At 68.9% G+C, this 26,810-nt stretch carries 25 protein-coding genes; 14 read left to right on the top strand and 11 right to left on the bottom strand.

Translation table 11 applies throughout. From position 1 onward, the window contains the following. The first annotated feature begins 184 nt into the window (after positions 1–184). From KLK06_RS35760 to KLK06_RS35750, 3 genes are all read left to right on the top strand, one after another. Positions 185–1,006 carry an oxidoreductase gene (locus KLK06_RS35760; RefSeq protein WP_214640038.1) on the top strand — a complete coding sequence of 274 codons (822 nt, stop codon included), beginning with the start codon at positions 185–187 and terminating at the stop codon, positions 1,004–1,006. 9 nt (positions 1,007–1,015) lie between these two features. Further along, positions 1,016–2,527 carry a DHA2 family efflux MFS transporter permease subunit gene (locus KLK06_RS35755; protein ID WP_214640037.1) on the top strand — a complete coding sequence of 504 codons (1,512 nt, stop codon included), beginning with the start codon at positions 1,016–1,018 and terminating at the stop codon, positions 2,525–2,527. Between the two features lie 138 nt (positions 2,528–2,665). Continuing rightward, positions 2,666–3,742 carry a serine hydrolase gene (locus KLK06_RS35750; RefSeq protein ID WP_214640036.1) on the top strand — a complete coding sequence of 359 codons (1,077 nt, stop codon included), beginning with the start codon at positions 2,666–2,668 and terminating at the stop codon, positions 3,740–3,742. A 72-nt stretch (positions 3,743–3,814) separates the two neighbouring features. On the opposite strand, the gene KLK06_RS35745 is transcribed toward KLK06_RS35750, so the two are convergent. After that, the gene (locus tag KLK06_RS35745) at positions 3,815–5,002 is read right to left on the bottom strand and encodes a cytochrome P450 (RefSeq protein ID WP_214640035.1); all 1,188 of its coding nucleotides are present in this window, start codon (positions 5,000–5,002) and stop codon (positions 3,815–3,817) included. 667 nt (positions 5,003–5,669) lie between these two features. On the opposite strand from KLK06_RS35745, the gene KLK06_RS35740 reads away from it, so the two are divergent. Genes KLK06_RS35740 through KLK06_RS35705 form a run of 8 tightly spaced genes read left to right on the top strand, consistent with a single transcriptional unit; the run spans position 5,670 to position 13,352 of the window. Continuing rightward, a complete protein-coding gene (locus KLK06_RS35740; protein ID WP_214640034.1) occupies positions 5,670–6,515 on the top strand; it encodes a fumarylacetoacetate hydrolase family protein in 846 nt (281 codons plus the stop codon). Continuing rightward, positions 6,512–7,819 carry an L-fuconate dehydratase gene (locus KLK06_RS35735; RefSeq protein WP_214640033.1) on the top strand — a complete coding sequence of 436 codons (1,308 nt, stop codon included), beginning with the start codon at positions 6,512–6,514 and terminating at the stop codon, positions 7,817–7,819. The genes KLK06_RS35740 and KLK06_RS35735 overlap by 4 nt, the downstream gene beginning before the upstream one ends. Further along, a complete protein-coding gene (locus tag KLK06_RS35730) occupies positions 7,816–8,550 on the top strand; it encodes an SDR family NAD(P)-dependent oxidoreductase (RefSeq protein WP_214640032.1) in 735 nt (244 codons plus the stop codon). Before KLK06_RS35735 ends, KLK06_RS35730 begins: the two co-directional genes overlap by 4 nt. 51 nt (positions 8,551–8,601) lie before the next feature. Further along, positions 8,602–9,630, top strand: a complete 1,029-nt coding sequence (locus KLK06_RS35725; RefSeq protein ID WP_214640031.1) for a sugar ABC transporter substrate-binding protein — start codon at positions 8,602–8,604, stop codon at positions 9,628–9,630. Further along, positions 9,630–11,111 carry a sugar ABC transporter ATP-binding protein gene (locus KLK06_RS35720; RefSeq protein WP_214640030.1) on the top strand — a complete coding sequence of 494 codons (1,482 nt, stop codon included), beginning with the start codon at positions 9,630–9,632 and terminating at the stop codon, positions 11,109–11,111. The genes KLK06_RS35725 and KLK06_RS35720 overlap by 1 nt, the downstream gene beginning before the upstream one ends. Beyond that, on the top strand, positions 11,108–12,097 hold the full coding sequence (locus KLK06_RS35715; protein WP_308168597.1) for an ABC transporter permease: 990 nt from the start codon (positions 11,108–11,110) through the stop codon (positions 12,095–12,097). The genes KLK06_RS35720 and KLK06_RS35715 overlap by 4 nt, the downstream gene beginning before the upstream one ends. After that, positions 12,097–12,402: an L-rhamnose mutarotase gene (locus tag KLK06_RS35710; protein ID WP_214640029.1), complete on the top strand. Its 306-nt coding sequence runs from the start codon at positions 12,097–12,099 to the stop codon at positions 12,400–12,402. Before KLK06_RS35715 ends, KLK06_RS35710 begins: the two co-directional genes overlap by 1 nt. Before the next feature lie 20 nt (positions 12,403–12,422). Further along, positions 12,423–13,352, top strand: a complete 930-nt coding sequence (locus tag KLK06_RS35705) for an aldo/keto reductase (RefSeq protein WP_214640028.1) — start codon at positions 12,423–12,425, stop codon at positions 13,350–13,352. A gap of 35 nt (positions 13,353–13,387) precedes the next feature. Here KLK06_RS35705 and KLK06_RS35700 read toward each other — a convergent pair whose 3' ends face one another. The 3 genes from KLK06_RS35700 to KLK06_RS35690 all read right to left on the bottom strand — a co-directional run bounded on the left by KLK06_RS35700 (position 13,388) and on the right by KLK06_RS35690 (position 16,041). Further along, positions 13,388–13,726: an N-acetyltransferase gene (locus KLK06_RS35700; protein WP_214640027.1), complete on the bottom strand. Its 339-nt coding sequence runs from the start codon at positions 13,724–13,726 to the stop codon at positions 13,388–13,390. A gap of 131 nt (positions 13,727–13,857) precedes the next feature. Next, the gene (locus tag KLK06_RS35695) at positions 13,858–15,063 is read right to left on the bottom strand and encodes an ATP-binding protein (RefSeq protein ID WP_308168596.1); all 1,206 of its coding nucleotides are present in this window, start codon (positions 15,061–15,063) and stop codon (positions 13,858–13,860) included. Positions 15,064–15,447: 384 nt separating this feature from the next. Then, positions 15,448–16,041, bottom strand: a complete 594-nt coding sequence (locus KLK06_RS35690) for a TetR/AcrR family transcriptional regulator (protein WP_214640025.1) — start codon at positions 16,039–16,041, stop codon at positions 15,448–15,450. Positions 16,042–16,196: 155 nt separating this feature from the next. Between KLK06_RS35690 and KLK06_RS35685 the strand changes: the two genes are divergently transcribed. Both KLK06_RS35685 and KLK06_RS35680 read left to right on the top strand, forming a co-directional pair. Next, positions 16,197–17,291, top strand: a complete 1,095-nt coding sequence (locus tag KLK06_RS35685; RefSeq protein WP_214640024.1) for an aldo/keto reductase — start codon at positions 16,197–16,199, stop codon at positions 17,289–17,291. 222 nt (positions 17,292–17,513) lie between these two features. Further along, positions 17,514–18,689, top strand: coding sequence for a C45 family peptidase (locus KLK06_RS35680; RefSeq protein ID WP_214640023.1), 1,176 nt, complete (start codon positions 17,514–17,516; stop codon positions 18,687–18,689). Positions 18,690–18,735: 46 nt separating this feature from the next. Here the strand turns inward: KLK06_RS35680 and KLK06_RS35675 are convergent, their stop codons facing one another. The 6 genes from KLK06_RS35675 to KLK06_RS35650 all read right to left on the bottom strand — a co-directional run bounded on the left by KLK06_RS35675 (position 18,736) and on the right by KLK06_RS35650 (position 24,772). Continuing rightward, positions 18,736–19,683 carry a DNA polymerase ligase N-terminal domain-containing protein gene (locus tag KLK06_RS35675; protein WP_214640022.1) on the bottom strand — a complete coding sequence of 316 codons (948 nt, stop codon included), beginning with the start codon at positions 19,681–19,683 and terminating at the stop codon, positions 18,736–18,738. A 15-nt stretch (positions 19,684–19,698) separates the two neighbouring features. Then, a complete protein-coding gene (locus KLK06_RS35670; RefSeq protein WP_214640021.1) occupies positions 19,699–20,373 on the bottom strand; it encodes a FadR/GntR family transcriptional regulator in 675 nt (224 codons plus the stop codon). 25 nt (positions 20,374–20,398) lie between these two features. After that, the gene (locus KLK06_RS35665; protein ID WP_214640020.1) at positions 20,399–21,424 is read right to left on the bottom strand and encodes an MBL fold metallo-hydrolase; all 1,026 of its coding nucleotides are present in this window, start codon (positions 21,422–21,424) and stop codon (positions 20,399–20,401) included. 199 nt (positions 21,425–21,623) lie between these two features. Further along, positions 21,624–22,742, bottom strand: a complete 1,119-nt coding sequence (locus KLK06_RS35660; protein WP_214640019.1) for a steroid 3-ketoacyl-CoA thiolase — start codon at positions 22,740–22,742, stop codon at positions 21,624–21,626. Positions 22,743–22,785: 43 nt separating this feature from the next. Continuing rightward, the gene (locus KLK06_RS35655) at positions 22,786–23,778 is read right to left on the bottom strand and encodes a sigma-70 family RNA polymerase sigma factor (RefSeq protein ID WP_214640018.1); all 993 of its coding nucleotides are present in this window, start codon (positions 23,776–23,778) and stop codon (positions 22,786–22,788) included. A gap of 52 nt (positions 23,779–23,830) precedes the next feature. After that, a complete protein-coding gene (locus KLK06_RS35650) occupies positions 23,831–24,772 on the bottom strand; it encodes an NADP-dependent oxidoreductase (protein WP_214640194.1) in 942 nt (313 codons plus the stop codon). A 78-nt stretch (positions 24,773–24,850) separates the two neighbouring features. Between KLK06_RS35650 and KLK06_RS35645 the strand changes: the two genes are divergently transcribed. Beyond that, complete coding sequence (locus KLK06_RS35645) at positions 24,851–25,828, top strand: GlxA family transcriptional regulator (RefSeq protein ID WP_214640017.1); 978 nt, start codon at positions 24,851–24,853, stop codon at positions 25,826–25,828. 309 nt (positions 25,829–26,137) lie between these two features. Here the strand turns inward: KLK06_RS35645 and KLK06_RS35640 are convergent, their stop codons facing one another. Further along, a complete protein-coding gene (locus KLK06_RS35640; RefSeq protein WP_250906565.1) occupies positions 26,138–26,740 on the bottom strand; it encodes a TetR family transcriptional regulator in 603 nt (200 codons plus the stop codon). Positions 26,741–26,810 lie beyond the last annotated feature (70 nt).

Below are 26,810 nucleotides of genomic sequence, written 5' to 3'. Positions count from 1 at the left end.
CATCCTCTCCCCGGGTTGAGCGCTCACCGGCCCATGACGAACGCGGTGCCGGCAACACGGTTGCACTCAGCTACAAGCTCATTGCACCGATATATGGCCCACTACCTGCGCATATGAGTTTGGCGAGTTGTCTCATCTCGGAACACAAGCCTAGCGTTCACCCAGACCGAAGAGGAGATTCATCATGGAAAAGGTCGTTCTCGTCACGGGCGCCTCCGCCGGCATCGGCAAGGCCACCGCCCTCGAACTCATCCGCGCCGGCCACACCGTCTACGGCGCCGCGCGGCGCGTACCCAAGATGGACGACATCCGCGACGCCGGGGGACACGTCCTGGCGCTGGACGCACGCCGGCCGGAGGACCTGGAACGCGTCATCGGCGCCGTCGTCGAGGAGCAGGGTCGCATCGACGTACTGATCAACAATGCCGGCACCGTTCTGCACGGCGCTGCCGAGGACATCCCCATCGACCTGGCGCGCGACCAGTTTGAGGTCAACCTCTTCGCACCGGCCCGGCTGACGCAGCTCGTCCTTCCGTACATGCGCGAGCAGGCCTCCGGCACGATCATCAACGTCTCCTCCATCGGAGGCGAGATCGCGCTCCCGCTCGGCTGCTGGTACTACGCGAGCAAGCACGCGCTGGAGGCCTACTCCGACTCCCTGCGCATGGAGGTGGAGCCGTTCGGCATCGACGTCGTGATCATCCAGCCCGGCATCATCAAGACCGAGTTCGAAGACCGCACGGCACAAGACCTCCGTGAGATCTCCGGCACGACCGCGTACGGGGAGATGGCCGAAGCCATGGCCACACGCGCCGAGACGCAGCTCGGCGAGAACTCCCAGGGCAGCGACCCCAGCGTCGTCGCCACCACCATCCGGCAGGCCATCGAAGCCGGCAAGCCCGAGACGCGCTACGCGGTCGGCTGGACGGCCGACAAGCTCCTGGAACTCAACAGGACACTGCCGGACCGCGAATTCGACAAGCTCGTCATGAATGCCGCGAAGTAGGCCCCCGCCATGTCGCACCAACCCGACCCACGCAGATGGTGGGCGCTCACCGCGCTCGTGCTCACCTCGCTGGCCGTGGGTTTCGACGTGACCATCCTGAATCTGGCGCTGCCGAGCATGGCCGAGAGCCTGCACGCCGACAGCGCCCAACTGCAGTGGTTCGTCACCGTCTACACGCTGGTGCTCGCCGCCGGCATGATCCCGGCGGGAGCGCTCGGCGACCGCTTCGGCCGCAAGAGGACGCTTCTGCTGGCGCTGGTCATCTTCGGCGTCAGCTCGCTGGCCGCCGCCTACGCGCCCTCGACCGGTATCTTCATCGCGGCGCGGGCCATGCTCGGCCTGGGAGCGGCGCTCATCATGCCCACGATGCTGGCGCTGATCCCGACGATGTTCACCGCCAAGGAGCGGCCGAAGGCGATCGGAACGCTGGCGGGCGCCTCGATGCTGGCCTTTCCCATCGGCCCGCTCCTGGGCGGCTGGCTGCTGGACCACTTCTGGTGGGGCTCGGTCTTCCTGATCAATATCCCTGTGGTCGTCCTGGCGTTCCTCGCGGTCGCAGCCTGCCTGTCCGAATCGCAGCGGGAGCGCGGCAGGCGGATCGACGTGGGCGGCATGGTGCTGTCGAGCGCGGCGCTGACGGCGTTGACCTACGGCCTCATCGAAATCGGTGAGCGAGGCTGGACCGACGCCGCCGTGCTCGGACCGATCCTCGCAGGAATGGCCGCGTTGGTGCTGTTCGTGCTCTGGGAACGACGGGCCGGCGAGCCGCTGGTGGACTTTGCGCTGTTCGCCAATGCGCGCTTCACCGTCGGCACCGCGCTGGCCACGCTCGCCAACTTCACCATGTTCGGCGTTCTGTTCGCGCTGCCGCAGTACTTCCGGGCGAACCTGGGCACGGACGCGATGGGCAGCAGCTTGCGCCTGTTGCCGCTCATCGCCGGGATGCTCATCGGGATGACGGCGGCAGGCAGGCTGAGCAGGATGATCAGTCCCAAGCTCGCGGTCGGCCTGGGGTTCGTTCTGCTCAGCGGGGGCCTGTTCTGGGGGGCCACCACCGGTACGGGCAGCGGCACCGTGTGGGCGGCCGCGTGGACGGCCATGTACGGCCTCGGGCTCGGCTGCGTCCTGCCCACGGTCATGGACGCGGCGCTGGGCGCTCTGTCGCCCGGCAACGCCGGCGTCGGCGCCGCGGTGAATCAGTCCATCCGTACCCTGGGCGGCAGCTTCGGCGCGGCGGTGCTGGGCTCGATCTTGACGTCCGCCTATCGCGCCGCAGTGCCGGAGGAAGCACGCGAGAGCGTCTTCGCGGGACTGGCCGCCGCACGATCTGCCGGCTCCGCAGCCTCGGAAGATACGGTCCGCTCTGCCTTCGTCCATGGCCTGGACCTCGTCCTGGCCACCAGCGGCGGCCTCGGCCTCCTTGGCCTCATCCTCGCCCTGGCTTGGCTGCCCGCTACACCCGAGCGTCCCCGGCCGAACACGACCCCGGCACAGCGGGTCCACGTACCGAATCTCGAGTGAGTGCTTGATCGCGGGAGTTTCGTCTGATGATCTCGGCCGGTTGCGGCTTGGCGGTCGCCTCGATGGTAGGGAAGGCCCCACCCCAACAGGCAGGCGGGCGTGACTGATCCTGAGTGATCTTCCCGCGACATTGGAGGCATGAAGAAATTGCTCGCTGCTGCGGTCGCCAGTTGTCTGGTTCTCGCCCCTGTCGCTCCCGCTTTCGCCGCCGCAACGCCCTCGCCGCAGTCCCGCCTTGACCTGCTCACCACCGAGGACGGTATGGCGGGCGCGTTGAGCCAGATGCGGAGTCCGGGCGGCGCGAGCGTGACCCGGCGTTCCGGCACCGCGGAGCGGGGCACCGGGAAGGCGATGATCGGCCCCCAGGGTCGGTTCAGGATTGCCAGCGGGAGCAAGCCGATCATTGCCGCCACGGTGCTGCGGCTGGTCGATCAGAGGGAGATCGACTTGGACGCGAGGGTGGAGCGTTACCTGCCCGGGGTGCTGCGTGGCACCGGCGACGGGGCCGAGATCGACGGTCGAGAGATCACCGTACGGATGCTGCTGCAGCAGACCAGCGGCCTGCCCGAGTTCCTCAACGCGATCAAGTGGAAGGAACCCTTCCCGGACTTCCTGAAGGTGGCGCTGACGCTCAAGCCCACGCCCCGCGGCTCCTTCGCCTATGCCAACACCAACTACCTGGTCCTCGGCATGATCGTGACCGCGGTGACCGGTAAGGACTTCCGCCAGGCGAGCCGGGACCTGGTCCTCAAGCCGTACGGGATGCTGGACACGTACTGGCCGGCCAAGGGCGACTACGGCATCCGCGGGCCGCACGCCCACACCTACGGAGTGCACCCCGGCCAGCCGCGGGGCGGTGAGGTGGACCTGACCGACCAGTTGCCCACCTACGAGTTCGGTCCCAGCGGCGGCCTGGTCTCCACTCCCGACGACCTCAACCGGTTCTGGCGTAAGGCCCCGTTGAGTAAGTTGATGTCCCGGTCAGTGAAGGTCGAGCAGGAAGGCTGGCCCGCGGGCGCCCGCTACGGCTACGGCGTGGCCCGGATGAAGTCGAGCTGCGGCTACGTCTACTTCGCCGCCGGCGACATGCCGGGGGCCGCGGTGTTCAGCGGCCGGGATCAGGCCGGGCGCGCCGCCACCGTCTACGTGACTGGCGTGCCCGGCAAACGGCAGCACCTGATCGACGCCTTCGTCGCCGCCATGTGCGACCGCTGAGTCCGGAGGCCGGGCGGACCGGTTCAGTGCGGCCCCGCAGCCACAAACCCGGTCCGAACGTCTGGCCGGCGGTCAGCCCATGACGACCGGCAGTTCCTTGATGCCGTTGATGAAGTTCGACCGCAACCGGCGCGCCTCGCCCGTCTGCCGCAGCCGTGGATACCGCCGGGCCAGTTGCTCGAACAGCACCCGCAACTCCAGCTTCGCCAGGTGATTGCCCAGGCAGAAGTGCGCCCCGCCGCCCCCGAACCCGATGTGCGGGTTCGGGTCGCGGCCGATGTCGAACACCTCGGCATCCGGGAAGACGGAGGTGTCCCGGTTCGCCGACGAGTAGAACACCACGACCTTGTCGCCCTCGGCGATCTGCTGCCCGCCCAGCACCGTGTCCGCCGTGGCCGTACGCCGGAACAGGTTCACCGGTGACACCCACCGGACGATCTCGTCGGACGCCGTCCCCGCCAGTCCCGGGTCCGCCACGAGCCGCTGCCACTGCTCGGGATGCTCGAAGAGCGCGAGCATCCCGCCGGAGGCCGCGTTGCGGGTGGTCTCGTTCCCGGCGACCACCAGCAAGAGGACGAACAGGTCGAACTCATCCTCCCCGAGCGTCTCGCCGCTCTTCTCGTCGGGCTGGATGAGCTTGGTGACGATGTCGTCGCGCGGGTTCGCCCTGCGCTGGGCGGCCAGTTGGTTGGCGTACGCGTACACCTCCATGGCCGCCGCGCCGCCCTCGTCCGGGGAGGAGGCGTAGTCGGGGTCCTGCGCGCCGATCATGCGGTTCGACCAGTTGAAGATCTTGTCCCGGTCGGTGACCGGGGCGCCGAGCAGTTCGCAGATCACGTAGAGCGGCAACGGGGCCGCCACCTCGGTGACGAAGTCCGCCTCGCCCGAGCACTTGTCGAGAAGGTCGTCGCAGATGTCCCGGATGTGCTGTTCGAGCGCTCCAATCGTGCGCGGTGTGAACCCCCGGTTGACCAGCGACCGCCGCCTTGTGTGCTCCGGCGGGTCCTGGTTGAGCATCATCAGCCGCTGCAGCGCCCGCTGCTCCTCGGTGACCTCGTTGAAGAGCGCCAGCTTCTTGGCGGAGGAGAACAGGTCCGAGTGCCGGGACACATGTACGACGTCCTCATACCGGGTGACCGCCCAGAAGTCGGGCTCGTCCTCGTGCCGGTATACGGGGTTGTTGGCGCGCAGCCAGCGCAACTGCTCGTGTGGCGGGCCGGAGGTCGCGTAGTGGTCCTGGTCAACAAGGTCAATATGCACTCGGACTCACCTCAGGCCGATGGAACGATCAAGCGCTTGGTTAAGCACCTTATTGAAACGTGTTCTATTACGCGCCGTCGCCTCAGTCAACCGCCCGCCCCGCCATCATCCCGGTCCCCCATTACTCGGCTCACGACGACCCTACGCGCGTTCTGCTGCGCCTGAGCCCGCCTCACCTTGTGTACTTAATCCATGATCATGCCAACCCGCCCGCCCGTCCACTCGCCCGGGCCCCCGCGCCCGCTCCGGCCCCGTAGTGTGCGGCCCGTTCTTGGGAGTGGCGGATTCATCGGGTGTTTGGTGGTATTTGAGGGAGGTTTACCCGTTAAGTGAGGCTTGTGGTGGAGGTGGATGGGGAAGGCTGCGGGGTGGGTCGGCCTCAGCTCCGCCTAGCGGTTTGCGCTAGACCTCCGAGGATGTATCCGTTGTGCAGGTGAAAGGAGTCCGGCATGTGGACCGGGTGCCATCCGATGTCTGTGGCCAGCATGGCGCTAACCTGTCCGTGAGGGCCGACCTTCGCGGGACATTGCAACCGTTTGTAGTGCGGCTTCATTGGTCAGCCCGATCTCACGGATCCGATGTATCGGCGCAGGAAGACTTGACAGGCCATACCCAGGCCGACCAGCATCGGGCTAGATACATCGGATGTATAACCTAAGGATGCGGTGTGAAGCTGCTGCGAGTAGGACCTGTCGGCCAGGAGCGCCCGGTGGTGATGGATGGCGCCGGTAACCTGCGCGACATCGGAGAGCCCGAGATCGATGGGGCTTTCCTCGCTTCCGGGGGAGTGGCGCGCGTCCGGGACGCGCTCGAGCGCGATGTGCTGCCCGTCGTCGCGGCCGAAGGGCTCCGTGTCGGCGCCCCGGTCGCGCGGCCAGGCAAGATCGTCTGTATTGGCCTGAACTACAGCGACCACGCGGCCGAGTCCGGCGCGGAGGTCCCGGCGGAGCCGGTCGTGTTCATGAAGGCCACCAACACCATGGTCGGCCCGTACGACGAGGTGCTCGTGCCGCGGGGCAGCCTGAAGACAGACTGGGAGGTGGAGCTGGCCGTCATCATCGGTAAGCAGGCCCGCTACCTGGGCAGCCGGGAGGAGGCGCGCGAGGTCATCGCGGGGTACGCGGTGGCCAACGATGTCTCTGAACGCGAGTTCCAGCTGGAGCGGGGCGGTCAGTGGGACAAGGGCAAGTCGTGCGAGACGTTCAATCCGCTCGGGCCGTGGCTGGTGACCGCCGACGAGGTACCCGACCCGCAGAACCTGGCCATGCGGCTGTCGGTGAACGGTGAGGTGCGTCAGGACGGCGTCACGAAGAACATGATCTTCGACGTGGCGGAGATCGTCCGGTACCTGAGCCAGTTCATGGTGCTCGATCCGGGTGACGTGATCAACACCGGCACTCCGGCCGGGGTGGCCATGGGGATGCCCGGCCAGCCGTACCTGCGGGCGGGTGACGTGATGGAGCTGGAGATCGAGGGGCTCGGCCGTCAGCGCCAGACGGTGGGCCAGGCATGACGACTCCCGAGGAACGAAACAGCTACCGGATCGTGGAGTTGGAGACGCACGACATCCGTTTCCCCACGTCCCGCGAGCTGGACGGCTCCGACGCCATGAACCCCGACCCCGACTACTCCGCCGCCTACGTGGTCCTCAAGACCGACGACGGCTACGCGGGGCACGGGTTCGCGTTCACCATCGGGCGCGGCAACGACGTGCAGACCGCGGCGATCAGCGCCCTCGAGTCCTACGTGATCGGCCGGGACGTCGAGGACCTGGGCGCCCTCTACAAGGAGATGGTCTACGACTCGCAGCTGCGCTGGCTGGGCCCCGAGAAGGGCGTCATGCACATGGCGATCTCCGCCGTGGTCAACGCGCTGTGGGATCTGAAAGCGAAGCGGGCGGGCAAGCCGCTCTGGCTGCTGCTGTCCGAGATGACGTCCGAGCAGATCATCGATCTCATCGACTTCCGCTACCTGAGCGACGTCCTGACGCCCGAACAAGCCCTAGAAATCCTGAAAAAGGCTGAAAAGGGGAAGGGGGAGCGGGTCGAACACCTCAAGCGTGCGGGGTACCCCGCCTACACCACCTCTCCGGGTTGGCTCGGGTACGACGACGACAAGCTGCGCAGGCTGTGCAAAGAGGCGCTCGACGCGGGCTTCGGCCAGATCAAGCTCAAGGTGGGCGCCGACCTCGACGACGACATCCGACGTTTCCGGGTGGCCCGCGAGGTGTGCGGGGCCGACTTCCCGATCGCGATCGACGCCAACCAGCGCTGGGACGTGCCCGCCGCCATCGACTGGGTGAACGCTCTCAAGCAGTTCAACCCGCACTGGGTGGAGGAGCCGACCAGCCCCGACGACGTGCTGGGCCACGCCGCCATCGCCGCGGGCATCAAGCCCATCCCGGTGGCCACCGGCGAGCACGTGCAGAACCGGATCGTGTTCAAGCAGCTCCTGCAGGCCGAGGCGATCTCGTACCTGCAACTGGACTCGGCCCGGGTCGGCGGTGTTAACGAGAACATCGCGATCCTGCTGCTCGCGGCCAGGTTCGGCATCCCGGTCTGCCCGCACGCCGGCGGCGTCGGGCTGTGCGAGCTGGTGCAGCACCTGTCGATGTTCGACTACGTGGCGGTGAGCGGCACGATGGAGAACCGGGTGATCGAGTACGTCGACCACCTGCACGAGCACTTCGTCGACCCCGTGGTCATCGAGGACGGCCGCTACGCCGCCCCCAGCTCGCCGGGCTTCAGCGCGGCGATGCACCCCGAATCGATCGCCGCCCACAGCTTTCCCGGCGGCGAGGTCTGGAGGGACGCATGAGTCTCAAAGCGATCGTCACCGGCGGCGGCTCCGGAATCGGCCTGGCAACCGCCACGTTATTGGCCGAGCGCGGCATGAAGGTCGCCTGTCTCGACCTGAACCCGCCCGGCGACCCGTTCATCGGCATCAAGGTGGACGTCACGGACGACGCCGGCGTACGCGCGGCTGTGGCCGAGGCGGCCGCGCGGCTCGGCGGCATCGACGTGGTGGTCAACAACGCGGGCATCGGGGCACAGGGCACCGTCGAGGACAACTCGGACAGCGAGTGGCAGAAGGCGTTCGACGTCAACGTCTTCGGCATGGTCCGCGTGACCCGGGCGGCCTTGCCGTACCTCAGGCAGTCGGAGCACGCGGCGGTGGTCAACACGTGCTCGATCGCGGCCACCGCGGGCCTGCCGAACCGGGCGCTCTACAGCGCCACCAAGGGTGCGGTCCTGTCGCTGACGCTGGCGATGGCGGCGGATCACGTACGGGAAGGCATCCGCGTCAACTGCGTCAACCCGGGCACCGCGGACACCCCGTGGGTCGGCAGGCTGCTCGACTCGGCCGACGACCCGGTGGCGGAGCGGGAGGCGCTCAACGCCAGGCAGCCGATGGGCCGGCTGGTCAGCGCGGAGGAGGTCGCCGCGGCGATCGCCTACCTGGCCGGGCCCGAGGCCGGGGCCACGACCGGGACCTCGCTCGCGGTCGACGGCGGCATGCAGGGGCTCCGGCTGCGGCCGGTCAACTAGGGCATTCGACGGCCGGTCAGGCAAGGCATTCGAGGAAGGTAACCCCCCACCATGAAGTTCGGTCCTTTAGCCGCAGGTGCGGCCCTCCTCGCGGTCATCACCGCGTGCGGTTCCGGAGGTCAGACGGGAGGTGGAGGCGGCGGCGCGGGCGGGAAGATCGGCATCGACCACCCGCGCGCCGACTCCGACTTCTGGAACTCCTACATCAAGTACGTCCCGCAGATGGCGAGCGAGCTCAAGGTCGACCTGATGCCCGCCACCAACTCGCAGAACGACGTGACCAAGCTGGTCAACAACGTTCAGGCGCTGATCGGCCAGGGGGCCAAGGCGATCGTCATGGCTCCCCAGGACACCGGCGCGATCGCCACGACCCTCCAGACGCTGGCGAACAAGAAGATCCCCGTCGTGACCGTCGACACCAGGCCGGACAAGGGTCAGGTCTACATGGTCGTACGCGCCGACAACCGGGCGTACGGGACGAAGGCCTGCGAGTTTCTCGGCGAGAAGCTCGGCGGCAAGGGCAAGGTCGTTCAACTGATGGGCTCCCTGAGCTCGATCAACGGGCGCGACCGGGCCGAGGCGTTCCGCGAGTGCATGAAGAGCAAGTTCCCCGGGATCACGGTCTTCGAGGAGCCGACCGAGTGGGAGGGCAGCAAGGCCGCGTCCATGCTGCAGACCAGGCTGGAGCAGAACCCTGACATCAAGGGGATCTACATGCATGCCGGTGGCGTGCACCTGGCCCCGACGCTGCAGGTGCTGAAGCAGAAGGGCCTGCTCGTCCCGCCGGGCGACGCCAAGCACGTGTTCGTGGTGTCGAACGACGGCATCCCGCAGGAGTTCGAGGCGATCCGCAAGGGCGAGATCGACGCCACGGTGTCACAGCCCGCCGACCTGTACGCGAAGTACGCCCTCTACTACGCGAAAGCGGCGATCGACGGCAAGACCTTCAAGCCTGGACCGACCGACCACGACAGCACGATCATCCAGCTGCCGAACGGCCTGGAGGACCAGCTTCCCGCCCCGCTCGTCACGAAGGACAATGTGGACGACAAGAGCCTTTGGGGCAACCAGGTCAAGTGATGAAAAATCACATTGAAGCCCGAAATATCGTGAAGCGCTTCGGCCCGACCGTCGCGCTGAACGGCGCGGGCATCACGATCGCCGAGGGGGAGACCCACGCGCTCGTCGGCAGGAACGGCGCGGGAAAGTCCACCCTGGTGTCGATCCTCACCGGGCTCCAGCGGCCGGACGAGGGCGAGGTGCTGTTCTCGGGAGAGACGGCGCCCGCCCTCGCCGATCGCGACGCCTGGCGGCAGCGGGTCGCCTGTGTGTACCAGAAGTCGACGATCATCCCGGCGCTGACCGTGGCCGAGAACCTGTTCCTCAACCGCCAGACCACCGGCGGGCCGATCAACTGGCGGGCGCTCCGGGCGAAGGCCCGCGAACTGCTCAGCACGTACGAGGTGGACGTGGATGCGGCGGCACTCGCGAGTGACCTCAACGTCGAACAGCGCCAGCTCGTGGAGATCGCCCGCGCGCTGTCGTTCGGCGCGCGGTTCATCATCCTCGACGAACCGACCGCCCGGCTGGACGGCCTGGCCATCGAGCGGTTGTTCGCCCGCATGCGGGCGCTGCGCGAGCAGGGCGTGACGATGATGTACATTTCCCACCACCTCGATGAGGTGTACGAGATCTGCCAGAGCGTCACGGTCTTCCGCGATGCCCGGCATGTCATGACCAGACCGGTCGCCGCACTGCCGCACGACGAGCTGGTCTCGGCGATGACGGGCGAGGCCACGACGGTGTACGAGGCCAGGACCCGCGGCGCGGCGAACGGCACCGTGGTCCTGTCGGCAGAGAGCCTGTCGCTGGCCGGCCGCTTCCAGGCGGTGGATCTGGCCGTCAGGACAGGCGAGGTGGTCGGCCTGGCCGGGTCCGGCAGCAGCGGCAAGGTCGGTCTGGCCGAGACCCTGGTCGGCCTGCACAAACCCGACTCGGGCACGGTCACGGTCAACGGCACCCGGGTCAGACCGGGCGACGTCCCGGCGGCCCTCGGCGCGGGCCTCGGCTTCGTGCCCGAGGACCGCAACCGTGAGGGTTTCGTCCCCCTGCTGTCGGTCGGGGAGAACGGCACGCTCCCGATCGCCCGCAAGCTCGGCAGGTACGGCGTCATCTCACCGGCGAGACGCAGGAGCAAGGCCGTACAGCTGATCAAGGAGCTCGACATCAAGACCGAGGGGCCCGACCAGCCCGTCGGCGACCTGTCAGGAGGAAACGCGCAGAAGGTGGTGTTCGCGCGGGCACTGGTCGACAACCCGGCCGCGCTGGTGGTGATCAACCCGACCGCGGGCGTCGACGTCAAGGCCAAACAGGCCCTGCTCGGCGCGGTCGAGGACGCGGTCGAGCGGGGAGCGGGGGCCGTGCTGGTCTCCGACGAGCTCGACGACCTGCGTATCTGCGACCGGGTGCTGGTGATGTTCCACGGCCGGGTCGTGAAGGACGTGCCGCGTGGGTGGACCGACCACGAGCTCGTGGCCGTGATGGAAGGCATCGAAGAGTGACCACATTGACCGCGCCGCCCCCTCGGGTGCGCCTCGCCAGGTTCCGGGACCTGACGCTGGTGCCGGTGATCCTGATCCTGCTCGTCGTGGGCGCGTTCCTTGACCCGATCTTCTTATCGGTCGGCAACCTGACGAACGTGCTCCAGCAGCAGGCGTCGATCTCGCTGCTGGTGCTGGCCGAGGCGCTGATCCTGATCGCCGGTAAGTTCGACCTGTCGCTGGAGTCGACGGTCGGCATGGCCCCGGCGATCGCGGTGATGCTGGTGATCCCGGCGTCGGCCGGCGGGTTCGGGCTCGGCCTGCCCGGGCCGTTGGTGATCCCGCTCTGCCTGCTGGTCGGGGCGGCGATCGGGGTGTTCAACGGGTTCCTGATCATCAAGTTTCAGCTGTCGGCGTTCATCGTCACGCTGGCCATGCTGATCATCGTGCACGGCCTGCAACTGGGCCCCACCGAGGGCAAGACGCTGTTCGAGCTGCCCGAATCCATTCTCTACCTGGGCAGCGCCACCTGGTTCGGCCTACCCGCGGCGATCTGGATCGCGGCCGTGCTGTTCGCGGCGGGCATCGCCGGGCTCGCCTACTTCCGGCTCGGGCGCGCGCTCTACGCGATCGGCGGCAACGCCGACGCGGCGCGGGCGGCGGGCATCCGGGTGGACCGGGTGCTCTGGGGCGTTTTCATCCTCGGTGGCACGCTGGCGGCGCTGGCCGGTGTCCTGGAGACCGGGCGGCTCGGCGCCATCGGCTCCAACCAGGGCGTGGGCTGGATCTTCATGGTGTTCGCCGCGGCCGTCATCGGCGGCGTCAGCATGGACGGCGGCAAGGGCACGATCCTCGGCGCGCTCACCGGCGTGCTGGTGATCGGCCTGGTCCAGAACATCCTCACGCTCAAAGGTGTCTCCGGCTTCTGGCAGCCGGTTGTCTACGGGTGCATCATTCTGATCGCGCTCATCATCAGCCGCATCGCCGGCGGAAAGGCGCAGGACTGATGGAACGGATCGCACTGCGTACCCGGCTCAAACCGGGTTACGAGGCAACATACGACCGGGAGCACGCGAGCATCCCCGCCGACCTGGAAGCGGTCATGCGGGCGAACGGCGTGCACTCCTGGCGCATCTTCCGCGACGGACTCGACCTGTTCCACTTCGTCGAGGTCGACGACTACGCCGCGCTGCAGGCGGCGCTCAAGGACGATCCCGCCGACCAGGCGTGGCAGGTGCAGATGAACCGGCTGCTCGACGGCGACTTCGACAAGGGCGCGGGCGGACTCGCGCTGGTCTGGGAGATGACGTGATAGCCGCTGGTGGTGATGGCGTGATCGAGTTGCCCCGCCACGGCTTCGGGGCGGCTCCGATCGCCGGGCTCTACCAGGCGGTCAGCGACGAGCAGGCGCGCGCGACCGTGGACGCCGCCTGGGCTCATGGCGTGCGCTTGTTCGACACGGCCCCGCACTACGGGGTCGGCCTGTCGGAACGCCGCCTCGGCGCCGCGCTCGCCGGTCGCCAGGGCTATGTGCTCTCGACCAAGGTCGGCCGCCTGCTCGTCCCCTCCGGCGGGGGCGGCCGGGACGAGCAGGGCTTCGACGTACCGGCTGCGTTCGAGCGCGTCTGGGACTTCTCGCGCGACGGCGTACGGAGATCGCTGGAGGAGTCTCTCAAACGGCTCGGCCTGGACCGCGTCGACATCGCCCTGATCCACGACCCGGACGACCACGTCGACCAGGCGCTCACCGAGGCGTACCCGGCACTGGCCGAACTCCGCTCGCAGGGCGTGATCGGCGCGGTCGGCATCGGCATGAACCAGTGGAAGGTGCCGCTGCGGTTCGTCCAGGAGACCGACATCGACATGGTCATGCTGGCCGGCCGCTACACGCTGCTCGACCAGTCGGGGCTCCCGCTGCTCGACGCCTGCGCCGCCCGGGGCGTACGGGTGCTGGCGGCGGGCGTCTTCAACAGCGGCCTGCTGGCCACCTCCACCCCCGCGGGCACCTACGACTACGAGCCCGCCCCCGCCGAGGTGCTCGGCCGCGCCAGACGGATCGCCAAGATCTGCGAGAGGTATGACGTGGCGCTCCCGCAGGCGGCCATGGCCTTCCCGCTCCGGCACTCGGCGGTCGCGTCCATCGTCATCGGTGCCCGCTCACCGGAGGAGGTCGCGACCAACGCCGCGCTCTGGGATCGTCCGGTCCCCGACAACCTGTGGTCGGAACTGGAGGCCGAAGACCTTCTCCCGCGATCGAGCTAGCCGGCGTCGGCTGAGTCGCCATCGAGGTGGTCGGCTCAGCCGCCGTAGGCGTAGTTGGCGATCCACAGCCCCGGGATCACCTCCACCTCGTCGAGGCCCACGAACCCCAGCCGCTCGTACAACGTCCGTGCCGGAGCATTGTCCCGGCCGGTCGACACCACGATCCTGCGGCCATCCGCCCTGTTCATGACCTCCTCGACCAGCGCCCGGCCCACCCCCCGCCGATGCGCCCCGGGATCGACCACCAGCCGGTTGATGTCCACCTCATCCACCGTCTCCTCCCAGGCGACGGCCCCCACCAACAGCTCACCCTCATCGAACGCCCCCGCCCACCGCAACGGCTGCGCCCGCAACTCCTCGAGCGTCTCACTCAACGGAGGAATGCGATCATCACCGATGATCTTCGCCTCGATCGCGTAAGCGGCATGCTGAACGGCCAGCAACCGAGGCCCCACCGACTCACCATCAGGTGATATTCCGGAAATACGCATCCCCGGATTATCCCCTAACCGATCTCCCACAACGCACTCACCGGCATCGCTCGCATCCGGTCACCGAACGAGTAGGTCCGATCGCCGGTGTAGAGCACGAGACCCGCGACGAAGTCGTCACCGAGCCTGTCGGCCAGATGCCTCAATCCCTTGAAATCCTCACTACGTACGGTTGACGAGGCCTTCACCTCGATCCCGACCACGCGTCCCTGCCGGTTCTGGAGAACCGCGTCGACCTCGACCTTGTCCTTGGTCCTGAAGTGGAACAGCTCCACTCTTTCCGCAGACCACGTCAGCTGGCGAGCGAGCTCCATCAGGACAAACCCCTCCAGCAAGGGGCCGAACAGGCTGCCTGGTCGGACCAGGCCGCGCGGGTCGGCGCCGATCAGGTTCGCGGCTATGCCGGAGTCGACACAGGCGACTTTGGGCGTTCCGACGGCCCGGCTGCTGATGTTCCTCGACCACGCGGGGATGCGCTTGATCAGGAACACCTCTTCCAACAGGGCGAGGTGGCGGCGGACGGTGTTGGCCGAGATGCCGAGTTCGTTGCTCAGACCGGTGCCGACCAGGAGCTGACCGGAGCGGGCCGCAACTAGGCGAACCAGAGCCCGCATATCGTCAGTCCGCTCGATCTCGGCCAGTTGGGTCACATCGCGGGCGATCAGGTCGCCCACGTATGAGTCGAAGAAGTGCTGCCTACGCTTGGCGGTCGGCCGAGCGACAGCCTCGGGGAAACCGCCCCTGACGAGTCGTTCGGCGTAGTCGCCTCGCGAGACCTTGGACGTGTGATGCAGCTCGGCACCTTCGGCGAAGATAGCGTCCACGAAACCGTCCGGCGTGCCGTCGATCTCTCCCTGAGAGAAGGGCCAGAGCTCGATGGTCTCCATCCGTCCGGGAAGCGTGTCGGGCAGTCCTCGGAGACCGAGCACGCGGGACGAGCCGGTCAAGAGATAGCGGCCCGGCCTTGGATCCTGGTCGACTTGGACCTTGATGGCGAGTAGCAGGTCGGGTACGCGCTGGATCTCGTCGATGACCATCAGGTCCGGGAACGCCACGAATCCGTCGGGATCTGTTGTGGCCGCCTGCCGGTCGATAGCGGTGTCGAGGTCCCGCCATTCGGCGGTTCTGTCTTTGGCGACCACTCGTACCAACGTGCTCTTGCCGGACTGGCGAGCTCCGTTGAGGAGGACGACTCGAGTGTCCGCCAGAGCCTCGGTCACAGCACGTTCGGCATGACGAGGAACGACCCTGTTCAGTGCATTGCTGACCACGGCTAAAGCATCTCACGAAGAGCGGATCATGGCGCGATAGTCGCCATGATCATGGCGTTCTGGTCGCAGGAGTCATGGCGTTTTAGTCGCAAAGGTCATAGCGCGTTGGTCGCCAGGCTGATGGCGCGCTGGCCGTATTGATCGTGACGCACTGGCCGCGGTTTGGCAGCATGTCGTGACTCTGGATGCCGGGAGTCGGTAGGCCGAGATATGTGAGGGGGCCGGCGTCGGCAACGTTGAGTGGCTGGAACCCGAGCCGGTCGTAGAAGCGCCGGGCTCGGTGGTTGGCGGTGACAACGTGTACGCCCGGCGTCCCCGTCTTGACCAAGGCGGTCAGGCGCCGGCGCGGAGGTGGGCGATGCCCATGTCCAGGGCGGCCTCCAGGTGAGTGGTCTCGCCCGTCGACATCTGGATCAGGACGCCGCCCTGGATGCCGGCGAGCAGGGCGGCCGCGGCCCGGTCAGGGTCGAGGGCCGGGTCGATCTCGCCGGCGTCCTGCATGTGCCGCACGCCGGTGGCGATCTCGGCCTGCCAGCGCCGCATCAGCTCGGTGACCACGGCCTGCGCGCCCGGTGTGGCGCCGCCCAATTGCGACATGACCGCGTTGAGCGGGCACAGACGGCCCTGCCGCCGGTAGCGGTCGACGACCTTGTCCCGCCACGACCGCCAGGCGGGCCAGGAGGTGAGCTCGCCGAGCTGAGGCCGCTGGTCCTCCAATACGTGGTCGGCTTCGAGGCGGGCCACGGCGAGCAGTAGCTCCTCCCGGCCCCCGGGGAAGTAGTGGAACAGCTGGCTCTTGCTCGTCGCGGTCCTGGCCAGCACGTCGTCGAGGGTCGTGGCGGCCACGCCGTACTCGCGGATGTGCGCGGCCGCGCCTTCAAGGATGCGCTGCCGGGTCGCGGCTCCCTTGCGGGTCAGCGTGCGCATGTGCTCCCTCCAGAAACTGGACCAACCAGTCCATACTAGCTTCGGCGTGGCGCCTCCGGTTTCTGGACTTGACAGTCCATTTTTGATTTCGCAGGCTGATGACCGGCGCGGCGCGCAAGGCGCGTCCCCGCTGCTCACGAACGGAGTGACACCCCATGTCCATGGACCACTACTACCTGCTGGGACGCTCCGGGCTGCGCGTCAGCCGGCTGGCGCTCGGCACGATGAACTTCGGCACCAGCGGTTTTCATGCCTCCTACGGCAAGACCGAGGAGGAGGCCCGGCCCATCTTCCGCCGCTACCTCGAAGCGGGCGGCAACCTCATCGACACCGCCGACTTCTACACCGCCGGCGAGAGCGAGACGATTCTCGGCGGCCTCGTCGCGGAGGCGAAAGTACGCGACAGGGTGGTGATCACGACCAAGTTCACCAACAGCGTCGACCCCGGCGATCCGAACGCGGGCGGCAACGGCCGCAAACACATGATCAGAGCCGTCGAGGCGTCGCTGCGCCGCCTGCGCACCGACTACATCGACCTGTTCATGATGCACACCTGGGACCGGATCACCCCGGTCGAGGAGGTCGTACGGACCCTCGACGATCTCACCCGGGCCGGGAAGATCCGGTACGCCGGCCTGTCGGACGTGCCCAGCTGGTACGCGGCCCGCGCCCAGACCTACGCCGAGGCCCACTCCCTGGCGCCGATGGTCGCCCTGCAACTGCCCTACTCCCTCATCGACCGGACGATCGAGACGGAGCACGTGGCCATGGGGCAGAGCCTCGGCCTGGGCATCACCGCGTGGAGCCCGCTCGGCGGCGGCTTCCTCACGGGAAAGTACCGGAACGGCGACCAGGGCCTGGTCGGGGAGGGCCGGCTCAGCGGCGACGCAGGCGCGGCCGGAGGCTCGCGGACGGACCGCGAATGGCGGCTGCTGGCCACCCTCGAAAGTGTCGCAGGCGAGCTCGGCGTGACGATGGCACAGGTAGCCGTCAACTGGGTCGCCACCCAGCCCGGGATCGCCGCCGCGATCGCCGGGGCGAGCGGCACCGGTCAGCTGACCGCGAACCTGGCCGCCCTCGACTTCGAGCTGCCGGACGAGCTGCGCGCGAAGCTCGACGAGGCGAGCGCGGTGCCGCCCCGGTCGGTCTACCAGATGTTCACGCCGGACTATCAGAGCTGGCTGATCAGCCCTGGCGCCAAGGTCGGGGACAAGCCGGCCGGATACGCTCCGGCCGTACGCAACTGGTGAACGACGGCACGCTCTCTCGCCTGATCGGGCGTCCTGCCACAAGGCTGCCGCCGAGGAAACAGGGCAAGCCCCGAAACGGCCAGTGGCCGCCCGCCCGCCTACAACGCAATCGGTTGCCGTCCATATCCCTGGCCAATTCCGGATTCTGAACCGTCCGGTAATGGGGTCGCTCAACCAGGGCAGCTTCTAGGTGCGGAGCGTGTTCCGACGACTGGAGGAAACATGATCGAGTTCGGTCAGCCCAACCCGGCGGCGGGCCCGCCGCTCGTCGCCGTCGAAGGGACGCCCCGTGAGATGGGGGCCGAGATCGGCCGCAGGACCAGAGACCTCGTCGAGCGGAGCCTGGCGACGTACCTGCGCAGGTTCCGCGACGACGCGGGGCTGTCGGACGCGGACGTGCTGCGCTGGGGCGCCACCTATCTCAGAGTGGCGCGCGAATACGACCGGACGATCGCGGAGATGCTGGAGGGCCTGGCCGAGGGCGCGGGCAGGCGCGTCGAGCACATCACGGCGCTCAACGCGCGCACCGAGCTGCTCTACGGCACCGGCTACCACGACGAGGGCTGCACCTCGCTGGCGGTGCTGCCGCAGTACACGCGCGACGACCACACCCTGCTCGCGCAGAACTGGGACTGGCACCCCGAGCAGGGACCCGTCACGTTCCTGCTGGCGACCCGCGACACCGAGGGGTTCTCGGTGCTCACGCTGGCCGAGGCGGGCATGCTGGCCAAGAGCGGTCTGAACTCCGCGGGCATCGGCGTCTGCGCCAACCTGCTCGTCTCCGACCGGGACACCGGGGGCGAGGGCGTGCCGTACCACTATCTGCTGCGCGGGGTGCTGAACGCGCCGCGGATGAGCACCGCGCTGCGCAGGACGCTGAACGTCACCCGCGTCTCCTCGGGGAACGTGCTCATCGCCGACGCCGGAGGTGAGGCGATCGATCTGGAGGTGGCTCCGGGCGTGTTCGGGCACCTGTTGCCGGAGGACGGCCTGCTGGCGCACTCCAACCACTTCCAGTGCCCGCTCCCGCTGCACGATGAGAAGGTGGCGGCCTCGGCGTTGACACTGCTGCGGCCCGCGCGGGTCCGCCACCTGCTGGAGGACGCGGCCCGGGTACGGGCGCTGACCGTCGAGGACATCGTGGCCGCGCTGCGCGATCATTTCTCCTTCCCCGACGGGATCTGCCGCCACCGCGATCCGGACGTCGCGGAGGCCGACCTGTCCACCACGGTGTACTCGATCGTGATGGACCTCGACGAGCGCGTCCTGTCCATCGCGTCCGGCCCGCCGTGCGAGCACCGCTACGCGAGCTGGCGCCTGGACGACGTCTTCACGCCGGACGCCGTGCCCGCCCTGCACTTCAGGCCCGACGAACCGGTCGGCGCCCTACGGGGGTGAAGATCGCTGGTCGGCGTCAGGCAGGAATGAAGATCGCCGGTCGGCGCTAGGTGGGGACGAAGATCCAGGACTTCGACTCGCCCGGCTCGTAAGGGGAGTCCAGGCGCTTGGCGAGCACGCCGGGCAACCCCTGTTCGCGAGCCGCCTGCCGTACCGGCTTGGCCTGGCCCGGCCACGAGGGGGCGGTCTGCCAGCGGGCGGACGCCAGCCCGAGCGCTTCGAGGGCCGCCCGGCGGGCCGTGTACGGCAGTGCGACCAGCGAGTGGCCGTCGTCGTAGAGGAGGTCGTAGCAGACCAGGACCTCCGCGCCCGACAGCGTGACCACCTCACCGTCCAGCACCGCCGCGCGGCTGCCGAACGACGCCGCGAGCGGGCGCAGCCATGGATAGCGCCGCGCCACCTCAGTACGCCCGCCGTCGATCGGCACCAGCACGCGTTCCCCGCCCCAGGCGAACTCGAACGCGTGGCCGTCCGCGTCGCGCGGCAGCCGGGTCCGTTCGACCGGGAGCATCGGGTCGAGCGGGGGCAGGGGGTCGCGGGAGGGCGGGTCCATGCGGTGGATCATCCAGTTCTTGCCGTTCGTCTGGAACAGCACGAACCGCCCCGAGGCTCGCGAGCCCCGCAGCACGACCTTGACCTCGCGGTCGGACCACTTCTCCGTCTCGTACGTGCCGCGGTCCCAGACCGTCATCGTGCCGCCGCCGTACTCGCCCTTGGGGATCTCGCCGTGGAAGTCGAGGTACTCCATCGGGTGGTCCTCGGTGTGCACGGCCAGGTGGTTGGTGCTCGGATCGGCGGGCAGCCCCTTGGGGACCGCCCACGAGACGAGCACGCCGTCGCGCTCCAGCCGCAGGTCCCAGTGCAGGGAGCGGGCGTGGTGCTCCTGGATCACGAACGCCGCGCCGTCGCCCGGCTCGGGGGCCGCGCCGGGGACGGGCTCGGGGGTACGGCTGGCGTCGCGTTTACTGCGATATTTCTCCAGTTTGTCGGGCACGCAGGGTTTCTACCCCTAGTCGAGGGCCTTGCGCAGCCAGGATTCCACTCCCGCGATGTGCACCGTGGCCCAGGAGCGGGCCACGTCGGGCTGGCGGGTGGCGATGGCCTCGTAGATCGCGGTGTGCTGCTCCCGCGTCTTCTCCATCGCGCCCTCCTGGGTCAGCCCGCGCCAGATCCGCGCCCGGGTCGTCGGCCCGGACAGGCTCTCGATGAACGAGCAGAGCACGCTGTTGCCCGAACCCCGCGCGATCCGGTGGTGGAAGTCGAGGTCGTTGGCCACCAACTCCTCCACCGTGGGCGCGGCGGGCAGCGACTCCAGGATCACCCGGAGCTCGTCGATCTCCGCGTCGGTCATCTGCTCGGTCGCCATCGCCGTCGCCGCGGGCTCCAGGATGCGGCGTACCTCGAAGAACTGGATCACCGTGTCGTCACGGTGCAGGTCGAGCACGAACGACATGGTGTCGAGCAGCAGGCGCGGCTCGAGGCTGGTGACATAGGTGCCGTCACCCTGCCGTACGTCGAGGACGTTGATCAGCGCCAGCGCGCGTACGGCCTCACGGAGCGAGTTGCGCGACAGGCCGAGGCGTTCGGCCAGGTCGGCCTCTTTCGGCAGCCGGTCGCCGGGCGTGAGCTCGCCCGAGAGGATCATCTGCTTGATCTTGTCGATGGCTGCGTCGGTGACCGCCACACTTTTCTCCCTAGACATCGGATGTCTAGGATTCTAGGGCCTGGAAGCGCACCGTATCGACTCCGGGGACGCGGCGAATCTCGCCACGCGCCTCCAGCGTGCGCAGATGCGCCGCGGCCTCGCCCGCGGCCATGCCGCGAAGTACGGGGGACAGGTCGTCCCAGGGCCGGTTCCAGGTCATCATCGCGGCGGTCTCCCAGATGGTCAGCGGTTCCGCGCGCTCGGACAGGAGGGCGCCGAGCCGCTGGAGCTTCTCCTCGTGATGGTGGCGGATCTCGGCGGCGCGCGCGGCTACATCTGGAAATATCCACTCATGGGCGGGCAGTGCGTCCAGCAGGCCCAACTCGCCGACGCGGTCCAGGGACTCCAGGAAATCACCCAAAGGATCGACATCGTCCCTGTCGTAGGGATAAATCCCGACGTGGGGGGTGATGTCGGGGAGGACGTGGTCGCCGGTGAAGAGGCGGTCGGCGTCCTCCAGGTGCAGGCAGATGTGGCCGGGGGTGTGGCCCGGTGTGTGCACGGCCCGCAGCTTGCGGCCCGGCAGGTCCACCAGGTCACCGTCGCGCAGCTCACGGTCGGGCAGTGCGGGCGTGTCGGGGCGACCGGCCGTCGCGACCGCCACGTCCTCCTGCCCGGCGCCCGCCCGCCGGAGCATCTCGGCCTGGAAGTCGCGGTGCTCGCCGTCGGCGAAGCTGTGCATGAGCCTGACCAGCGCGGCGTCCGCTTCGTGCATCGCGATCCAGGCGCCGGACTCCGCCCTGACCTGTCCGGCCAGCCCGGCGTGGTCGGGGTGGAAGTGGGTGACGACCACGCCTCTGACCGCGGTCACGTCGAGGCCGAGCGTTCGCAGGCCACCGCTGAGGGCCGCCCAGGCGTCCGGGTGGTTCCAGCCGGCGTCCACCAGCACGGGGCCCTGGGGGGAGTCGACGGCGTAGACGAGCGTGTAACCGAGTGGGTTACCGGGGATCGGCACGGGCACGCTCCACACCCCGCCGCCGAGGTCCTGCGGGCGCTGCTCGGCGTACGGCCTGCGCCGGGTCGTCTTCATCCACTGTCCCCCGTTGAGCTTGCTGGTCTTCGGTCGAGTGTGCGGGAAAAGAACGTGAGATTGGTACCGGATTTCCCGGGGTGCGGTCGTACCCGACACGCGTGAGGACCGTGGAGCGGACGCGCGTGATGCGCCGGGTGATCGCGGGGCGGACGTGGACGGTGCGCCGGGTGATCGCGGGGCGGTCGCGCGGGGTGTGTCACGTGATGCGCTCGAGGATCGTGGCCGTGGCCAGCGCGCCGCCCGCGCACATCGTGACCAGCGCGGTCGTCGAGTCGGAGCGCTCGAGCTCGTGCAGCGCCGTCGTGAGCAGCCGTGCCCCCGTGGCGCCGACGGGGTGGCCGAGCGCGATCGCGCCGCCGTTCACGTTGACGCGGTCGAAGTCGGGCTCGTGCACGCTCGCCCACGACAGCACGACCGACGCGAACGCCTCGTTCACCTCGAACCTGTCGATGTCGCCGATCGCCATCCCGGCCGTCGCGAGCACCTTTGCCGTCGCGTCCACCGGCCCGTCGAGGTGGTAGTACGGCTCGGCGCCGACGAGGGCCTGGGCCAGGATCCGTGCCCGGGGCCGCAGGCCGTACCGCGAGGCCGTCTCCTCGCCCATCACCAGCACCGCGGCGGCGCCGTCGGAGATCTGCGACGAGGTGCCCGCGGTGTGCCTGCCGTTCTCGCCCAGCACCGGCTTGAGCCCGGCGAGCCCGTCGACGGTGGTCTCGCGTAAGCCCTGGTCCCTGCGTACCTGCCCGACGGGCACGATCTCCCGTTCGAACCGCCCGTCAGCCCACGCCTTGGCGGCCAGTTGCTGCGAGCGCGCCCCGAACCAGTCGAGCCGCTCGCGGGTCAGCCCGCGCCGCTCCGCGATCCGCTCGGCCGCGGTGAACTGGTCGGGCAGGTCGATGCTCCAGTCGTCGGGCTTCGGCTTGGCGGGCAGGACGTTGCTGCCGAGCGGCGCCCGGCTCATCACCTCGACACCGCACCCGATGCCCACGTCGATCACGCCGGCCCGGATCATCGCCGCCGCCAGGTGCACGGCCTGCTGCGACGATCCGCACTGCGCGTCGACCGTGGTCACCCCGGCCTGGTACGGCAGGCCCGCGTACAGCCAGGAGTGCCGCCCCACATGCCCGCCCTGCTCGCCCGCCTGGGTCACGCACCCGGCGAAGACCTGCTCGACGATCGCCGGGTCGATCCCGGACCGCTCGATCAGGCCGTTGAGCGCGGTGGCCAGCACCTGTTGCGGTTTGAGTTCGGACAGCCAGCCGCCGCGCTTGCCGATGGGGGTGCGGACGGCCTCGACGATCACCGGTGTGCCCACAGTCGCCTCCAGAACGATGCTCTGGTCGTGACTGTAACGCGTTCTAGTTTCCGGTGGAAGTCCCGCTCAGTGTGCGGGGCAGCCCGAAGGTGTCGAAGAGGCCGAGGTCGAAGAACATCGCGACATGGCTGACCCGCGAGCCGGTGAACGTGAGCACCGGCAGCCCGAACGCCTCATAGACGTCGCCGCGCCGGAAGTACATCCCGAACGCCGGCTGCCCGTTCGCCTCGATCGGCACCAGTCGCAGATCGCCGGGCTGCTTCGCGGGGCAGTTGGTCGCGATGAGCCGGCCGATGTTGTCGGCACCCTGATACCAGCCGGTGAACGGCGGCATCTCCCAGATCGCGTCCTTCGTGAACAGCTCCACGATGCCCGCCACGTCGTAATTCTGGAACGCCGCCACATAGCGGTCGAGCTGGGCCCGCTGCTCGGCCGTCAACGGCTCGACCGGGTCGTCGAGGCTCGGCGACACCTCGTCGAGCTGGGCACGGGCGCGTTGCAGGGTGCTGTTGACGGCGACGGTCGTGGTGTCGAGCACCTCGGCCACCTCGGCGGCCCGCCACTTGAGCACGTCGCGCAGGACCAGCACCGCCCGCTGCCGGGGCGGCAGGTGCTGCAGCGCGGCGATGAGCGCGAGCCGGATGCTGTCGCGCGAGGTGACGATGGCGGCGGGATCGTCGGCCCCGGCGCCGACCATCCCGTCGGGTATGGGCTCCAGCCACGGCACCTCGTCCCCCTCGACCAGGGGGCCGGTCGCCTCGGACGCAGGCGCGCCGAGCCCGGTCGGCAGCGGCCTCCTGCTCCGGCTGTCGAGCGCCGTCAGGCAGGCCGTCGTGGCGATGCGGTAGAGCCAGGTGCGCAGCGACGAACGCCCCTCGAACCCGTCGTAGGCGCGCCACGCGCGCAGGTAGGTCTCCTGGACGAGGTCCTCGGCGTCGTGCACCGACCCCAGCATGCGGTAGCAGTGCGCAAGCAACTCACGCCGCAGCGCGTCAGCCTGCCGGAGGAAATCCTCGTTTGACGGCCTCTCTGTCATACCCCCTGTATAGCTTCCGCCACCGACAGACCGATGAGTCCCTGAAGACCGGCTACTGTCGTACGGAGAGGACGATCTTCCCCGTCGTACGGTCGGACTCGCCCAGCTCGTGTGCCTTGGCCGCGTCCGCCAGCGGCAGCACGGCCGCCAGCACGGCCCGCAGCTTCCCGGCCTTCGCGAGTGCGGCCAGCGCCTTCATCGCGGCGTGGTCGGGCTCGACGAGCATGGCCGCCGACCGGATGCCCCGCTCCGCGGCCCGCGCGTGCAGGCCCGCGTCCATGAGCCCGAGAGCCAGCGAGACGATCGTGCCGCCCTCGCGCAGGGTACGCAGCGAGCGCTGGCCGTAGTCGCCGCCGATGGTCTCGACCACCACGTCGACGTCGCGGACGACCTCGGCGAAGTCCTCGCTCCGGTAGTCGACCAGTTCGTCGGCGCCGAGGTCGCGGAGCAACTCGTGCTTGGCCGCGCTGGCCGTGCCGATGACGTACGCGCCACGTGCCTTGGCGATCTGCACGGCGAAGTGCCCCACACCGCCCGCCGCGGCGTGCACGAGCACCCGCTGGCCCTCCTTCAGCCCCGCGGTGTCCACCAGCGCCTGCCAGGCGGTCAGCGCGGCGAGCGGGATCGCGGCGGCCTGGGTGTGGTCGAGGTTCGGGGGCTTGGGAGCGAAATGCCGGGCTGGGGCGCTCACGTACTCGGCGTAGGCGCCGTTGCCCTGCGGGTAACGGAGCATGCCGAAGACCTCGTCGCCGGGCTGGTAGATGGTCGTGCCCAGGCCGACCTGCTCGACGACGCCGGAGACGTCCCAGCCGAGCACGAACGGCGGTTCCATCCGGTTCAGGCCGCCACTGGTCCGGGTCTTCCAGTCCGTGGGGTTGACCCCGGCCGCGTGCACCCGCACGAGCACCTCGGTCGGCCCCGGCGTGGGCCTGTCCACCTCGACTGTCTTCAGCACTTCTGGTCCGCCCAGGGCGTCCTGGCTGATTGCGCGCATCTTCATACCGCCAAGCCTGCTGTGCCGGGGTAGTGGTCTGCGAGTGGCCCAGTGGCCAAGATGTGTAAAGATCGGGCCATGCATCGTGTGGTCGTACTGGCGCTGCCGAACGTCATCCCTTTCGAGCTGAGCGTGCCGTCCAGGATCTTCTGTGCGGCGCGCGGTCCGGGAGACGAGCCGCTCTACGAGGTGATCACCTGCACGCTCGACGGCGGCCCCGTCGCCACGGCCGCCGACTACGCGATCGCCGTCGAACATGACGCGGGCGCGCTGGCCACCGCCGACACCGTCGTCATCCCCGCCGCAGAGGGCTTCGCAGACATCACCCGCCCGGAGTCGCTGCCTCCCGGACTGCCCGACGCCCTCTCCTTGGTACGTCCGGGCACCCGGGTCGTGTCGATCTGCATCGCCACCTTCGTCCTGGCCGCCGCGGGCCTCCTCGACGGCCGCCCGGCCACCACCCACTGGCGGCACGCCGAGCGCTTCGCCCGCCTCTTCCCGGGGGTGCGGATGGACTCCGATGTGCTGTTCGTGGACGACGGCGACGTACTCACCTCGGCGGGCGCGTCGGCGGGCGTGGACCTCTGCCTGCACCTGGTACGGCGTGACCACGGCAGCGAGATCGCCAACCAGGTGGCCCGCCTCTGCATCGTCCCCCCGTGGCGGGACGGCGGCCAAGCCCAGTACATCGAACGCCCGGTCCCCGAGCCATCGGCCTCGGGCACCGCCCCCACCAGGGCATGGGCCCTCCAACACCTGTCCACCCCCCTTCAACTGGCCGACCTGGCCGAACACGCGGGCATGAGCAGACGCACCTTCACCCGGCACTTCCGCCACGAGGTAGGCCAGAGCCCCGGCCAATGGCTGACTCAGCAACGCATCGAACTGGCCAGACACCTCCTGGAAACCACAGATTTGCCGGTGGACCGGGTGGCGGAGCAGTCGGGCTTCGGCACAGCAGCCTCAATGAGGCAACACCTGCACGCGTCGCTGGGAGTGTCCCCACACACGTATCGCCGCACCTTCAGGACTGTGGTCGACGCCGCCAATCGGTGAGCCAAGGCCAACACCGCGCGTCGCCAATCGGTGAGGCAAGCCCAACGCCGTGCGTCGCAGACCGGTGAGGCGAGGCCAACGCCGTGCGTCGCAGACCGGTGAGCCGGAGTCACCGCCGTGCGTCGCAGATCGGTGGGCGAAGTCACCGCCGCGGGCTGTCGGCCGACCACGCCACCGGCCAAGAACACGCCGTCACGGCGCCCAGCCCTGTGCGGGTCAGAAGCCGTCCCCCTGGAGGTCCTCAGCCACGTGCGGTGGGTGGCGCCGGCCAGGCGGTGCCGTAAAAAATAGAGGTGGTTTTGAGCAGTATTACGCCGTGGAGAGGTCGTTTACCAGCCGGGCGGCGGCGATTTCGATGCGGCGCTGGATCTGCTCATATGTGCGGCGACCACGGAGCATCTCCAGCAGCTCCTGCACCCACACGCTGGACAGCGACCCCGCCAGGTCGAGCTGCACCTCACTGGCCCGATCCCGCGTGAGGCCGGCCGAGACGCGCAGCAGCAGCCCCGTCATCCGATCGCCGAACGGGGTCTCCACCTCGGCCATGATCAGTGACCGGATCAGCGCGTCGGCCAGCTCGGGCTCGCGCATGAGGCCACGGGTGGCCCGCATCAGCACGTCGACCGCGCGGCCCGCCGGGGTGGAGGCGCTCGGCGGACGGCGTTCGATGCTGCTCTCCAGCAGGTCGATCTCTTCGCCGACGACCGCCACGACCAGGTCCATCTTCGACGGGAAGTAGCGGTAGAGGGTGCCGAGCGCGACGCCCGCCCGCTCGGCGACCGTGCGCATCTGCATCGCCTCGACGCCGCCGCGCGAGGCGAGGGCGGCGGCGGCCTGGACGATGCGCTTGCGGCGCTGGTGCTGGCTACGCGTACGGACGCTGTGACCGCCGGACGTGGAATGGCTCTCCATGATCCCCTCGGTGTCGCTGGGGGGCGCGGCGGACGACGCCTGCGGGGTGCGCATGAGAACACGTTATCTG

This window comes from Nonomuraea sp. NEAU-A123, from assembly GCF_018603905.1.
In the GTDB taxonomy this organism is placed as follows: domain Bacteria; phylum Actinomycetota; class Actinomycetes; order Streptosporangiales; family Streptosporangiaceae; genus Nonomuraea.
This window is presented reverse-complemented; position numbering and strand designations above follow the sequence as displayed.